Source organism: Marinomonas sp. CT5, assembly GCF_018336975.1.
Taxonomy (GTDB): domain Bacteria; phylum Pseudomonadota; class Gammaproteobacteria; order Pseudomonadales; family Marinomonadaceae; genus Marinomonas.
Genome location: NZ_CP025572.1, coordinates 954,560 through 968,009, shown reverse-complemented (window position 1 = coordinate 968,009; position 13,450 = coordinate 954,560). Strand labels below are relative to the sequence as shown.

Annotated in this window: 12 protein-coding genes and 1 rRNA gene; 9 read left to right on the top strand and 4 right to left on the bottom strand. The window is 42.6% G+C overall.

The annotated features are described in order from the left end of the window. Positions 1-193 precede the first annotated feature (193 nt). Complete coding sequence (gene putP, locus C0J08_RS04615) at positions 194-1,690, top strand: sodium/proline symporter PutP (protein WP_212654939.1); 1,497 nt, start codon at positions 194-196, stop codon at positions 1,688-1,690. Between the two features lie 238 nt (positions 1,691-1,928). Here the strand turns inward: putP and edd are convergent, their stop codons facing one another. Beyond that, positions 1,929-3,743, bottom strand: a complete 1,815-nt coding sequence (gene edd / locus C0J08_RS04610) for a phosphogluconate dehydratase (protein WP_212654938.1) — start codon at positions 3,741-3,743, stop codon at positions 1,929-1,931. Positions 3,744-4,124: 381 nt separating this feature from the next. Between edd and gap the strand changes: the two genes are divergently transcribed. The 3 genes from gap to C0J08_RS04595 all read left to right on the top strand — a co-directional run bounded on the left by gap (position 4,125) and on the right by C0J08_RS04595 (position 7,145). Further along, positions 4,125-5,138, top strand: a complete 1,014-nt coding sequence (gene gap / locus C0J08_RS04605) for a type I glyceraldehyde-3-phosphate dehydrogenase (RefSeq protein ID WP_212654937.1) — start codon at positions 4,125-4,127, stop codon at positions 5,136-5,138. A gap of 81 nt (positions 5,139-5,219) precedes the next feature. Continuing rightward, complete coding sequence (gene pyk / locus C0J08_RS04600) at positions 5,220-6,668, top strand: pyruvate kinase (protein ID WP_212654936.1); 1,449 nt, start codon at positions 5,220-5,222, stop codon at positions 6,666-6,668. Positions 6,669-6,674: 6 nt separating this feature from the next. Then, entirely contained in the window at positions 6,675-7,145 is a 471-nt protein-coding gene (locus tag C0J08_RS04595) for a methylglyoxal synthase (protein WP_212654935.1), read from the top strand. 180 nt (positions 7,146-7,325) lie between these two features. Here C0J08_RS04595 and C0J08_RS04590 read toward each other — a convergent pair whose 3' ends face one another. Next, positions 7,326-8,669: an IS1182 family transposase gene (locus tag C0J08_RS04590; RefSeq protein WP_212654934.1), complete on the bottom strand. Its 1,344-nt coding sequence runs from the start codon at positions 8,667-8,669 to the stop codon at positions 7,326-7,328. A gap of 267 nt (positions 8,670-8,936) precedes the next feature. Between C0J08_RS04590 and purE the strand changes: the two genes are divergently transcribed. The 3 genes from purE (at position 8,937) to C0J08_RS04575 (ending at position 11,176) form a co-directional block, all read left to right on the top strand. Next, entirely contained in the window at positions 8,937-9,428 is a 492-nt protein-coding gene (gene purE / locus C0J08_RS04585; RefSeq protein WP_212654933.1) for a 5-(carboxyamino)imidazole ribonucleotide mutase, read from the top strand. A gap of 3 nt (positions 9,429-9,431) precedes the next feature. Next, positions 9,432-10,499: a 5-(carboxyamino)imidazole ribonucleotide synthase gene (gene purK, locus C0J08_RS04580; protein ID WP_212654932.1), complete on the top strand. Its 1,068-nt coding sequence runs from the start codon at positions 9,432-9,434 to the stop codon at positions 10,497-10,499. A gap of 203 nt (positions 10,500-10,702) precedes the next feature. Then, entirely contained in the window at positions 10,703-11,176 is a 474-nt protein-coding gene (locus C0J08_RS04575; protein WP_212654931.1) for an Lrp/AsnC family transcriptional regulator, read from the top strand. Positions 11,177-11,223: 47 nt separating this feature from the next. Here C0J08_RS04575 and C0J08_RS04570 read toward each other — a convergent pair whose 3' ends face one another. Then, positions 11,224-12,465 (bottom strand): MFS transporter, encoded by a 1,242-nt coding sequence (locus tag C0J08_RS04570; RefSeq protein ID WP_212654930.1) that lies wholly within the window; start codon positions 12,463-12,465, stop codon positions 11,224-11,226. A 337-nt stretch (positions 12,466-12,802) separates the two neighbouring features. On the opposite strand from C0J08_RS04570, the gene C0J08_RS04565 reads away from it, so the two are divergent. Beyond that, the gene (locus C0J08_RS04565; RefSeq protein WP_212654929.1) at positions 12,803-12,961 is read left to right on the top strand and encodes a YqaE/Pmp3 family membrane protein; all 159 of its coding nucleotides are present in this window, start codon (positions 12,803-12,805) and stop codon (positions 12,959-12,961) included. Between the two features lie 198 nt (positions 12,962-13,159). On the opposite strand, the gene rrf is transcribed toward C0J08_RS04565, so the two are convergent. Then, positions 13,160-13,274: ribosomal RNA gene (rrf, locus tag C0J08_RS04560) — 5S ribosomal RNA — on the bottom strand. Here rrf and C0J08_RS04555 point away from each other — a divergent pair. After that, on the top strand, positions 13,263-13,450 hold a 188-nt coding region (locus C0J08_RS04555), incomplete at its 3' end, for a hypothetical protein (RefSeq protein WP_212652125.1). The genes rrf and C0J08_RS04555 overlap by 12 nt on opposite strands.

Below are 13,450 nucleotides of genomic sequence, written 5' to 3'. Positions count from 1 at the left end.
TTACAATAAAAAATTTAACGACAATAACTCATTTGGATGTGATTTAGATGAAGCTGTATAAAGCATCATCTAGTTAGTCAGAAAGTCATGCAAAGCTTTGCAATACAAGGATAGAACCTATCCATACTGACATATAACCGTATTTATTAAAGGTTATTTCATCCAGAAATTATTCAACTCGGGGACAATAATAATGATAGAAAGCAGCTATGCGATCAGCTTTACATTCCTAGCCTACTTAGTAGTAATGCTAGGAATTGGGCTTTACGCTTACAAACTAACATCCAGCTCTGAAGACTACTTCTTAGGTGGACGCTCTCTAGGCCCTTGGCCTACTGCCTTATCGGCAGGCGCTTCAGACATGAGTGGCTGGTTATTACTAGGTTTACCTGGTTATGCCTTCGCCTCAGGTTTAGAAGCTGTGTGGATTGCAGGAGGCCTGTTTGTTGGTACTTGGCTTAACTGGCTAATCTGTGCAAAACGCTTGCGAACGTACAGTATCAAAGCAAATAACGCACTGACACTTCCAGACTTCCTGTCTATTCGCTTCAACGATAAATCCAAGTTGATTCAATCTATTTCCGCTCTATTCATCTTGCTGTTCTTCTTGTTTTATACAAGCTCCGGTTTGGTTGCTGGCGGTAAACTATTCGAAACCGTATTTGGACTAGATTACACTTATGCCGTGATTATCGGCACAGTATGTGTTGTTTCCTACACGTTATTTGGTGGCTTCCTAGCCGTTGCTTGGACAGACCTTGTGCAAGGCTTGATGATGAGTGCGGCGCTAGTCATCGTACCTCTTGTCGCTCTTGACGGCGGTTGGTCAGAACTTTCCAGCACGCTAATGGCTAAGAACCCAGAGCTACTAGACATCTGGACAAGCGTGAGCGGCGAACCTCTAACGGCAATTGGCATCATTTCTCTTGTAGCTTGGGGTCTAGGCTATTTCGGTCAACCGCATATCCTAGCGCGCTTTAAAGCATCTCGCTCCAATAAAGACATCAAAACAGCTCGTCGTATCGCTGTCATCTGGACGTTTATCTCTATGGCGGGTGCATTACTGATCGGTCTAGTCGGTATCGGTTTTATTGACACAAACCTAACGGGCGATCTAGCGGACCCTGAAAAAATCTTCATGATTCTTGTAAATGCCGTTTTCCACCCTGTGGTTGCTGGTATTCTTCTTGCTGCTATCTTAGCGGCTATCATGAGTACAGCGGATTCCCAACTATTGGTGTCTTCTTCCGCTCTAGCTGAAGATTTTTACAAGCAGCTCTTTAATAAAAATGCGACACAAAAACAAATCGTTAACGTTGGGCGTTTTGCGGTTGTAGCCATTTCTATTATTGCATTAATACTGGCATTGAACCCAGAGAGCTCAGTTCTTGGCCTAGTATCTTATGCTTGGGCTGGCTTTGGTGCGGCTTTCGGTCCTGCGATTCTACTCAGCCTATTCTGGCGTAACATGAACCGCAACGGCGCCCTAGCAGGCATCATCATTGGTGGTGTGACTGTTGTAGTATGGAAACAATTAACTGGCGGCATTTTCGACCTTTATGAAATTGTTCCAGGCTTCTTGTTCTCAGCTATCGCTATTTTTGTGGTGAGCCTAGCGACTGGCGCTCCTGAAGAGTCTGTTACAGAGTCTTTTGACGAATACGAAAAAGCACTCGATACCATGGAATAAGTTATCTGCTCTTGAGCTGATAACATGAAAAGGCCCGAACCTGATATCAGGTTCGGGCCTTTTTGATTCAAATTGATATAAAAATAGATTTCCAATAGAAGCTATCGGGTAAATAGCAAATTAAGCGGCCGCCAAGTTCGAAGAAAAGAAAGAAGATAAGTTACAGATAAAAAAATGGGGCTTGAAACAAGCCCCCAAACACCATTTACTAACAAACGTTAGTAGTCAGAGGAACCGTTTAATCATTAAACAAGCTGCAAGCACCTTGTTCCGCACCACTCACCAAAATGCGCTGGGCACTAAATAATTCACGCCCCATTCCTTGATGAGAGTCGGTTAAGTCTTGATGAGCCGCTTCTCGTTTATTCAACTCATCTTCTGGAATCAGCACCGACAGAGTCCCCTCTACGGCATCCAAACGAATCATGTCACCATCCTGAATCTTAGCGATCAAACCGCCTGACAATGCTTCAGGGGTCAAGTGGATCGCGGCAGGCACCTTACCAGAGGCACCAGACATACGTCCGTCAGTGACTAATGCCACTCGATAGCCTTGATCTTGTAGATTACCGAGATATGGGGTTAATTTATGCAGCTCAGGCATGCCTAGCGCTTTGGGGCCTTGGAAACGAACAACAGCAACACAATCGCGCTTTAATTCACCACTCGCAATGGCTTCAGCTAAGGCATTTTGGCTATGAAAGACTGCCGCAGGTGCTTCAATAATTCTATTTTCTTCTTTCACCGCGGATACTTTAATTACTGATCGACCAAGGTTACCTTTAAGAAGCGCCAACCCCCCTTCTTTACTGAAAGGGTCTTCAATAGGACGTACAACATTTAGGTCCAAACTCTCATCAGTGCCATCACGCCAAATAAGCTTATCACCATCCAAGAAAGGCTCTTTGGTGTAATGAGACAAACCTTTACCAACAATCGTGTTCACATCTTCATGCAAAAGACCGCCTTTCAGTAATTGCTTCACTAAAAAGGCCATTCCGCCCGCTGCATGGAAGTGATTGATATCAGCTTGGCCATTCGGATAAATTTTTGTTAGAGAAGGCACCACTTTAGACAAAGCAGAGAAGTCATCCCAAGTGACGATAATACCGGCCGCACGGGCATAAGCGACAATGTGCATGGTGTGGTTTGTTGAACCACCCGTTGCCAACAAACCAACAATGGCGTTAACAATGCTACGCTCGTCCACTATCTCATATAGTGGACGGTAGTCACGTCCAAGCGCTGTAATTTTCGTCGATAACTGAGAAGCATATTTCGTTAAAACTTCTCGCAAAGGGTCATCAGGGTTAATAAAAGAAGAGCCAGGCAGCTGCAAGCCCATCATTTCAACTAATAACTGATTCGAATTGGCCGTACCATAAAAAGAACACGTACCAGCACTGTGATAGGAAGCCGCCTCCGCCTCGAGCAATTCTTCTCGACTTGCTTGCCCCTGAGCAAAGCGCTGACGAACAGCCGCCTTAGCAGCATTAGTAATACCTGAACGCATTGGACCTGCAGGAATAAACAAAGCCGGTAAATGACCAAAACGTAATGCAGCAATCAACAACCCAGGGACAATTTTGTCACAAATGCCCAAATAAATAGCCGCATCAAACATATTGTGTGAAAGCGCTATTGCCGCCCCTTGTGCAATATTATCGCGACTAAACAAGCTTAGCTCCATGCCATCTTGCCCTTGCGTTACACCATCACACATGGCAGGGACACCACCAGCAAATTGAGCGACAGATCCCATCTCTTTGATCGCTGCACGAATTTGGTCTGGGTAGTTTTCATAAGGTTGATGAGCGGACAACATATCATTATAAGAAGATATGATACCAATATTCGCTTCTTCCATTAGAGACAGCTTTTGCTTATCTTGAGGTTGGCATGCTGCGAAGCCATGGGCTAAATTACCACAAGACAACTTACCTCTATGTGGTCCTTGCTCTTGCGCTTTTTTCATATCCTTTAGATATTGCTCACGCAACGCTTTGCTTCGTTCAATAATGTCGTTCGTTACTTTAGTAACAATCGGATTCATGCTTATCTCCGTTTTAGTTCAGTCATCTTAGCGAATAACCTGACGTCATAATATTTTGTAATATTACTACATTTTAATTTTATTTCACGCTTTAAAAGCCATAAAAACCAATAAAAATTTAATATTTGGTAATTTTTTTACAAAATAAATTCGAAAAAACCTCTTTATCCGCTAAAATAACCTAATATTTGTAACATAATTCTGTACAATATTAGCTCTAGATCAATATATGATCAAAAAACAGCCATATTGGCAGGAATTTGTTACTAATCCTTGCTAAAAAAATTACTTATGTAGTATTTTTACGTCAAAGAACAAAATTGAACGCGATATGTTCGAAACCGAACAATCGCAACTTCCGCACTATATTTAGAGGTGAGTATGACGATTAAGGTAGCTATCAACGGTTATGGACGCATTGGACGCAACACTCTTAGAGCTCTATACGAATCAGGTAAACGCGATCAAATCCAAATAGTAGCGATTAATGATCTTGGTGATTCAAAAACCAACGCCCATTTAACGAAATACGATACTGTCCATGGCCGCTTCAATGAAGAAGTCACTTTTGATGAAGAAGCGCTATATATCAATCAAGATAAAATCCGTACTTTCTCTGAACGTAACCCTGCAGACCTACCTTGGGCTGACCTTGGTGTTGATGTTGTCTATGAATGCACAGGCTTCTTTACTACAAAAGAAAAAGCCAGCGCTCATATTTCAGCTGGGGCAAAAAAAGTTATCATTTCTGCACCAGGTAAAGAAGTAGACGCAACGGTTGTCTACGGTGTTAACCAAGATGTTCTAACATCCGACATGACGGTTATTTCAAACGCTTCTTGTACAACCAACTGTCTGGCACCAGTCGCCAAACCGTTAAGTGATAAGCTCGGTATTGAAAGTGGCCTGATGACAACCATTCACGCTTACACTAATGATCAGCGCCTTTCTGATGTTTACCATGAAGACCTATATCGTGCCCGTGCTGCTGCACAAAACATGATTCCGAGTAAAACAGGCGCCGCGGCCGCTGTTGGCCTTGTGGTTCCAGAGTTAGTTGGTAAATTCGACGGTATGGCGGTTCGTGTTCCAACCATCAACGTGTCTCTTGTTGATCTAACGTTTTTAGCACCACGTGAAACCACGGCAGAGGAAGTGAACAAGATTATTGAAGACGCGATCAAAGCCGATCCGATTCTTGCTCAAGTATTGCACGTCAATTACGAGCCACTGGTTTCTTCAGACTTCAATCACAGCACTTACACATCAAACTTCGACGCCACACAAACTCGCGTCCAAGGCAAGCTCGTCAAAATAATGGCTTGGTATGATAATGAGTGGGGCTTCTCAAACAGAATGCTCGATAATACTATCGCTTTAATGGCGGCTAAATAGTCAAAATACACGAAGGCTGCTGACGCAGCCTTCGTCGTCTCTTATACTTCACATCCTGCTTTCTAATCTTTGGTAAATAAAATGACTCGTAGAACTAAAATTGTTGCCACTTTAGGCCCAGCTTCCAGCTCCCCAGAAATGATCGAAAAGCTCATTTTAGCGGGCGCTAACGTATTTCGTTTAAACTTTTCTCATGGTCAACCAGAAGATCATATCAACCGCGCAGAAGTTGTTCGTGAAATGGCGAAAAAAAATGGTCGTCATGTGGCTATTCTAGGCGACTTGCAAGGCCCTAAGATTCGAATCGCTCGTTTCAAAAACACCAAAGTTCAATTAGAAGACGGCGCAACCTTCATTCTTGATGTAGGCTTTGATAAAAACAATGGCGACGAAACACGCGTTGGTATCGATTACCCACAACTAGCTCAAGATTCACAGCCAGGCAACATTCTACTTCTTGATGATGGCCGCGTTGTACTAGAAGTATTGGAAGTTAAAGGCCAAGAAGTGATTACCAAAGTGATTGTTGGTGGTGACCTATCCAACAACAAAGGCATTAACCGCCAAGGTGGTGGACTTTCAGCTGCAGCACTAACAGACAAAGACCGCGAAGACATAAAAACGGCGGCCGCATTAAAAGCCGATTATCTGGCGGTTTCTTTCCCTCGCTCAGCAGAGGACCTACACGAAGCTCGCGCTTTAGCTGAAGCCGCAGGCCTAAAAGCAGGCATTGTGTCAAAAGTAGAACGTGCCGAAGCCGTTGCCGACAATGAAACCCTGGATAACATAATTTTAGCTTCTGACGCCGTAATGGTTGCCCGTGGCGACCTAGGTGTCGAAATTGGCGATGCCGAATTAATCGGCGTACAAAAGCACATGATCAAACGCTGCCGCCAATTGAACCGCCCTGTCATAACAGCCACTCAGATGATGGAAACCATGATCACCAGTGCTATGCCTACCCGTGCTGAAGTATTTGATGTGGCAAACGCGGTACTAGATGGCACAGATGCGGTTATGCTTTCTGCCGAAACAGCGGCTGGTGCTTATCCAGAAGAAGTCATTAACACCATGAACCGTGTTTGCTTAGGTGCTGAAAAACAACCTGCCATCAATCGCTCTAAGCACCGTATCGATGTTACTTTCACAAACATCGATGAAACCATTGCCATGTCGGCTATGTACGCGGCTAACCATTTAGAAGGCGTTAAAGCCATTATTAGTTTGACTGAATCAGGCACAACGCCACTGCTTATGTCTCGAATTAGCTCAGGCTTACCTATCTATGCTCTTTCTCCAAACCAAGCAACACTTAATAAAGTAAACCTTTATCGTGGTGTAACACCGGTATCATTCTCTTCACAAGAGTTTAATGTGGACACCATAATTGCAGGCTTGGTTAACCACGTTAAATCTTTGGACCTTATCAAAGATGGCGACCTTGTCATCGTAACCAAAGGTGATCATTTGGTAAGCTACGGCACCACTAACATGATGAAGATCGTCAAAGTTGGTGCTACTGAGGAATAATTCACAGTGAAGAGCAAAACGCTGCAACAAAAAGTCATCACGACACCAGAGCGCAAAAACGTCGCTCTGGTTGCTCATGATAATATGAAGCCAGCTCTCGTTGAGTGGGCTGACAAGCATTGTGATAAGTTAATCAAGCACAACTTGATGGCGACAGGAACAACTGGCAACTTAATACAGAAGCAGCTTAAGGTTCCGGTACAATCTCTGATTAGTGGCCCTCTTGGTGGCGATCAACAACTTGGAGGTCTGATTGCTGAAGGCAAAATAGATGTGCTGATATTCTTTTGGGACCCATTTGAGCCGATGCCTCATGACCCTGATATCAAAGCACTACTTCGAGTTGCCGCGGTTTGGAACATTCCTATTGCTTGCAGTGTGTCTTCCGCTAATTTTTTGGTTACGTCTCCCTTGTTCGAAAACGAGTTTGAACGACAAATACCAGATTATGAAAAATATCTACAAGAGCGACTTTAGTCGCTCTTTCAGGTTACTGATAAACCCCAGGTCTTTAACTGGGGTTTTATTTCTCTGAGTGTTTTCCTGTATTTCTTTCCAAATAGCTTAATATACCTCATTAGTGACTTGGCACTCTCTGAGAGCTTTTATTGAGGCTCTGACTATCGAGTCAGCCATTTTTTGAACAGATAAAAGCCTCTAACTCAGCATCATAGCTATCTTTTTCATATTTTGGGCCGCCGCGGTTAGCAGGCATTGAGATGTGACCTTATCTTTCCCCCTAAAACGCGCATAGCGATAACCATGAAGCTCTTTTGCATCGGCAAAACTTCGTTCCACGGTTTCCTTTCGTCTCGCATAAATAACTTTGCCTAATGGGGTTAGCCGATGGGCATTGATGCGTTCTTTACTATTCTCCAAAACATGTCGTGTAATGGTTTTGACCGATTTTTTGTTTATGGTGCAGCGGTGCTTTTCTGAGCAGTTCGCACAGATCCGGCTATCTGAGTCGTAGTGACGGTAACCTTCTCGAGAGGTGGTTTTGTAAATGAGTTTTTCACCTTGCGGACAGAGGTAGACATCGTGTTCCCTGTCGTACTTGTATTCGCGTTTATAGAAGAAGCCCTTCTTGTGATTAGGACGACGATAGCCCATCACGGCATAGATATGTCGTTCTTCTAACCCATGACAAACGGCCGAGGTAAAGTACCCCGCATCGACTCCGACCGATGTGATGAAAAACTTAAAGCGTTCTTTGATTCGGTCCAATCGTTCTAAATAAGGGACGGCATCGTGGACATTGCCTGCGGTGACGTGTACGTCAGTAATGATGTTGCAACGTGCATCAACTGTTCGGTGATCTAAATAGAAGAACCCTTTGGGCTTAGTATCCCGTACCATATAGCCACTCTCTGGATCCGTCGTACTCTGCTTGATTTCACGACTTTCCACCTTATTTTTTTCAGGTGGTAAAGGCTTTTTTCCATGAACAATCCGATCCTCCTCAATCGCCTTATCAAGCTCATCCATATAGGCCTGACGAGACTTCTCCACCATTACTTTTTTAAAATGCTTTTTGTTCGCATTGGCTTTAAGGTGTGTGGAATCGGTATAAAAGGTGTGTCCGCCAACCAATTTGTGCTTCATGGCTTGCAGTACGATTTCATCAAAGATCTTTTGATAAATGTCTGATTCCTTAAAACGACGTGTGCGGTTCGCACTCAAAGTGGAGGCATCAGGTACTTTGTCAGTCAGGCCTAAACCTAAGAACCAACGATAAGCCACATTCACTTGTACCTCTCGAATCAACTGACGTTCACTACGAATACCAAAAAGGTAGCCAATAAACAGCAGCTTAAACATGAGAGTAGGATCGAGAGCGGGACGACCGTTATCCGCGCAATAAAAGCCCTTAACAAGATCATGTAAGAATAAAAAGTCGATGGATCGATCAATCGTACGAAGAAGATGATCACTCGGAACGAGCTCGTCAATGGAAACAAACTCTAGTGAAGACTGGGTTTGGGGGCGTTCTTTAAGCATGCCGTTATTATAAAAAATCCCCGCCGAATGGCGAGGACTTTATCAGCAGTCTGCAAGAGCGACTTTAGTCGCTCTTTTCTTTTATCTCTCACCCCAGCATTTCTCCTATCAAAGCTCGCGGTTTTCCTCTAAATCGGCTATATTAGCCGCAAATTATTGCCGTGCTATGACGTGTTAGGCCATGTTATAACAAGACAAATTCATTGATTAGATTCAACGTATAAAACCCTCAGCACCACGTTGGATACAACTTACAGGAGAAGAGTTTTGCAAGCAGATGTCGCCCTAATAATGGGATCAAAAAGTGACTGGTCAACTATGGAAGGCGCCGCAGAAATAATGGACGCTCTCGGAGTGAGTTATCGCGTCGAGGTTGTCTCTGCCCATAGAACACCAGTCAAACTTGCAGAATTTTCAGAAAGTGCTGCAGAAAAAGGCTTCAAAGTGATCATTGGTGGTGCCGGTGGTGCAGCGCACTTACCTGGAATGGTGGCAGCCCATACACGTTTGCCTGTTCTAGGCGTACCAGTGCAAAGTAAAGCCTTAAACGGTATGGATAGTCTACTGTCTATCGCACAAATGCCAAAAGGTGTTGCTGTTGGCACCCTAGCCATTGGCACTGCTGGCGCTTTCAATGCTGGCTTATTAGCTTGTCAGATTTTAGCGCTTTCTAACCCAGAGCTTGCCCAAAAAATCGAACAGTTTAGAGCAAACCAAACAGAAACTGTTTTAGCTAACCCAGACCCAAGAGAGGCTTAATCTATGTCAGTTCTATGGGTATTAGGGGCAGGTCAACTAGGCGCTATGCTGAAACAGGCAGGAACACCACTGGGTATTGATGTACGTCCAGTTGACATTGAATCTACAGAAACTTTGCCATTAGCTCCAACAGATATTGTGACCGCAGAAAGGGAGGAGTGGCCTGAGACTGTCGCAACAAAACAACTCGCCACTCACAGTAACTTTGTTAACTTAGCGACCTTTCCACAACTTGCAGATCGTTTAACCCAAAAACAATGGTTGGACCGTTTAGAACTCGCCACCGCACCATGGTTTCCAGTTGAATCTGACTCTACTGCAACTCATGCATATGAGATGTTAGGTGACCGTGTTCTTATGAAGCGCCGCCGTGGTGGCTACGATGGCAAAGGCCAGTATTGGTTAAAGCAATCAGAAGGTTCTGAAATACCTGAAGATTGGAAGGGACAAGCGATAGCAGAGCAAGCGATTAACTTTGATGAAGAAGTTTCATTAGTCGGTGTACGTGGAAAAAATGGCGACACGCATTTTTATCCATTAACTCTAAACCTTCACATCAACGGTATTCTTTATGCTTCTATTTCGCCATTAGAACGCCTTCAGCCATTACAGGCTAAAGCTGAGCAAATGCTAAGCAAACTCATGGATGCCCTAGACTACGTAGGTGTTATGGCGATGGAATGTTTCCGTGTCGGTGATGATTTACTCATTAACGAGCTTGCTCCAAGGGTCCACAACAGCGGTCATTGGACACAAGCTGGAGCAAGTGTGTGCCAGTTCGAAAATCATGTACGAGCTGTTACAGGCCTTCCTTTGGCACCTGCGGAAGTGAAAAACCAAAGTATTATGGTCAACCTAATTGGTATTGACTTAGATTACAATTGGCTAAACCTACAAGGCTTGGAACTTTACTGGTATAAAAAAGAGGTTCGTCTCGGTAGAAAAGTTGGGCACCTTAACTTTTGCTCTGGAAACTCTTCGACTTTACAAAAAGCATTGGAAGAATTAAATCTACCCAATCCTTATCCAGAAGCCTTAACTTGGCTAAAAAAGAACTTACCAATTATCTAAACTTCTCAGTGAATACCGCTTTCCATATAGGTCAGCGGTATTTTTCTAGGAGAAGCACTCTCCATCAACAAATCCTCATTAGACAAAAGTGCAAATAAAATGCATTTTAACTTGTTTAGTTTATAAAACTCCTTATTCTAAATGCTTTAGAAACACCAATATAAAAATAACAACACACCTTAGATGTTGATAAGGAACCTTAAATGAACCAGATTGAACTAGACTGTTATGACTGGCGTTTATTGAGAGCTCTTCAGAGCAATGCGAGACTCACGAACGTTGCTTTATCAGAGCAAGTTAACCTATCCCCTTCCCAGTGTTCACGTCGCTTACAGAGACTAGAACAAAACAATTTGATAGAAGCTTACTTTACTCAGCTTAACGCAAGTAAACTCGGCTATCCGATAACCTCATTTGTCAGTATTATTATTGAAAAAAATCTAAAAGGCTCAGATAAAGCATTCAAAGAAGCAATCAATACCATCCCACAAATATTAGAATGCTATTCAATAAGTGGAGAAGCAGACTATTGGCTGAGAATTATTAGCGAAGACCTCCCTTCACTGTCCACATTTCTAGATGAATCACTATCCACCTTACCCTGCATTAGAGACTACACTTCTACTATTGTTTTAAATCGTATAAAACACGCTCCATCGATACCCCTACCAAACTAAAAGTACCAGATCAAAAAGCGACATAAGATAAAAGTCGCTTTTACATCTCAGGCTTCAGGTAAACGAACCGCAACAATGACACCAAATAAAGTAACTATTGAAAATACAAGAACAAGCGACTCTAGAGATAAAAAATAAGTAAGCAAACTCAAACTGCTCATTGCAAGCAAAACAATGCCTATAATTGTATTACTTACTGACACATAACTGGTACGCTTATTACCTTCACCCAAATTCACCAAATAGGTTTTTCGTCCAATTCTCACCCCTTGATGAGCAATATTTAATACAAAATATAAAATAGCGATGAGCCACGTAATAAAGTCCGTCTCAGGAAATAATCTGACGCACAAAAATAAAAACACGCCAGTGAATACACTTAGTAGAGAAGAAACTATCATCACTTTTCTACTAGAGTAATCAGAAAACAACCCCCAGAAAGGGGATGAAAACAAAGAAGCTAAACCACTCGCTAAGATAAACAGTCCAAGAATTGATGTATTATTTTCTGATTTTTGCTGAGCTATCACAACGTAAAAAGGCGCACTCAATGCCGCACATAAAAACAAAGAGCGAGCAATTACAAACTCTCGAAAAACCTTATCTTTACGTAATAAACCTAACTCTTTAAAAAGGTCTAATAACTTTGTATTTTTAGGATCAATATCGCTCTGAGGTTCGTTGATTGATGAATAAATCCAAGCAGCAAGTAACCACACCAATGTCGCGACGGCAATTCCTCCAATATAATACGAAGCCCCTCCCTCTATATCTTTGAAATAAAGCAATATACTCACAGCAACGCAGACTGTTATAAGCCCCGATGCACTAGAAGACCAACCAGTAACTCTTCCACGCTTCGCTTTATCAACTGTCTTACCTAATACATCTTTAGACGCTACTGAATTGAGGCCTCTTGCAATACTAAAGATTATTAAGCCACCTAGAATTCCCCACCCAGCAATAGCACCATCAAAAAAAAACGCACAAACTCCCATAGCCAAAACACTGATAGACTGAATGACGCTTCCCAGCACCCAAACCCATTTCCTTACTTTTAATCTATACATGAAGTGAGCGATTACTATCTGCGGCAACAAAGAGCCAGACTCGCGTATTGGTACCAGCCAACCCAAAAGATACAGAGGAGCACCAACTACCTGCATAATCCATGGTAAGGTTACTTTTGGATTAATTAACACATCACCTAAATTAATCAGAAACTGAGAAACAACTAACTTAAAAATGTTATTTCTATCCTTCTTTTTATGTTTCTCTTTGTCTGACATAGTACTAATCTACCTATATTTTGTTAATAACCTTACCATTAAGAACTAGCTAAAAAGCAAAAGAATGCTAGACACATCTCAAGAAAAATAACTGATAATAAAAAACCTCATCAAAACTATAAAAATATATATTCCCACCCCACGTCTAAAAGCTTAACTCCATAGGGCATATCTTTCCCTTAGAGAATATACAATATAAACACCAACCAGAAGCTATTCTTCTAAGAAATATAAATCCCCTATTAGTCAAAAAACGTAAAACCACGACTTAATTAGTCCATACTACAAAGACTCGATACATTAACTTAAGAACAAACAAACCATTGAGGATACAAACATGGATTTAATCAGAATATTATTCGCTATTCTTCTACCACCACTTGGCGTCTTTTTACAAGTTGGTATTGGCGGTGCTTTTTGGCTAAATATACTGCTTACTATTTTAGGCTATATTCCAGGCATTGTTCATGCAGTTTGGGTTATTGCTAAACGCTGATAAGAGCAAAAGCCCTGACAGCGTTAGCTATCAGGGCCTAATGTAAAGCTCGACGATGCTTATCCCCTTGCGGGACTCTCACATGCGTGTCTTTGATAAAGCCCCCACACGCACTTGCTTGAGAGGAAAATCCTATTTACACCGCCATACGAAAAAACCCCGCCCTGCTGAGCAGGACGGGGTTCTTTTCAATATAAAGCTTGACGACGACCTACTCTCACATGGGATCTCCCACACTACCATTGGCGATGGCGCTTTTCACTTCTGAGTTCGGGATGGGATCAGGTGGTTCAACGCCTCTATGATCGTCAAGCAATTCGTTTTGCGTTTTGTTCTGGTTGGACGTTGTCGTCTCACCAAAACACGCGAATACGTGCTTGGATCTTTAACAATTCATTTTGAAATAGGGATAACCAAGTATCAAACCGATGTTATTTTCATCGTAATTCTATGTGTCTTTGTCATTTTGATGATCTTGAGCTTTCACTC

Bases quoted from the DNA above. Each gene is read 5' to 3' on its own strand.
- gap (WP_212654937.1), top strand. From the start codon at position 4,125: ATGACGATTAAGGTAGCTATCAACGGTTATGGACGCATTGGACGCAAC.
- C0J08_RS04570 (WP_212654930.1), bottom strand. From the start codon at position 12,465: ATGTCAGACAAAGAGAAACATAAAAAGAAGGATAGAAATAACATTTTT.
- purK (WP_212654932.1), top strand. From the start codon at position 9,432: ATGTCAGTTCTATGGGTATTAGGGGCAGGTCAACTAGGCGCTATGCTG.
- edd (WP_212654938.1), bottom strand. From the start codon at position 3,743: ATGAATCCGATTGTTACTAAAGTAACGAACGACATTATTGAACGAAGC.
- putP (WP_212654939.1), top strand. From the start codon at position 194: ATGATAGAAAGCAGCTATGCGATCAGCTTTACATTCCTAGCCTACTTA.
- C0J08_RS04590 (WP_212654934.1), bottom strand. From the start codon at position 8,669: ATGCTTAAAGAACGCCCCCAAACCCAGTCTTCACTAGAGTTTGTTTCC.
- pyk (WP_212654936.1), top strand. From the start codon at position 5,220: ATGACTCGTAGAACTAAAATTGTTGCCACTTTAGGCCCAGCTTCCAGC.
- C0J08_RS04565 (WP_212654929.1), top strand. From the start codon at position 12,803: ATGGATTTAATCAGAATATTATTCGCTATTCTTCTACCACCACTTGGC.
- C0J08_RS04575 (WP_212654931.1), top strand. From the start codon at position 10,703: ATGAACCAGATTGAACTAGACTGTTATGACTGGCGTTTATTGAGAGCT.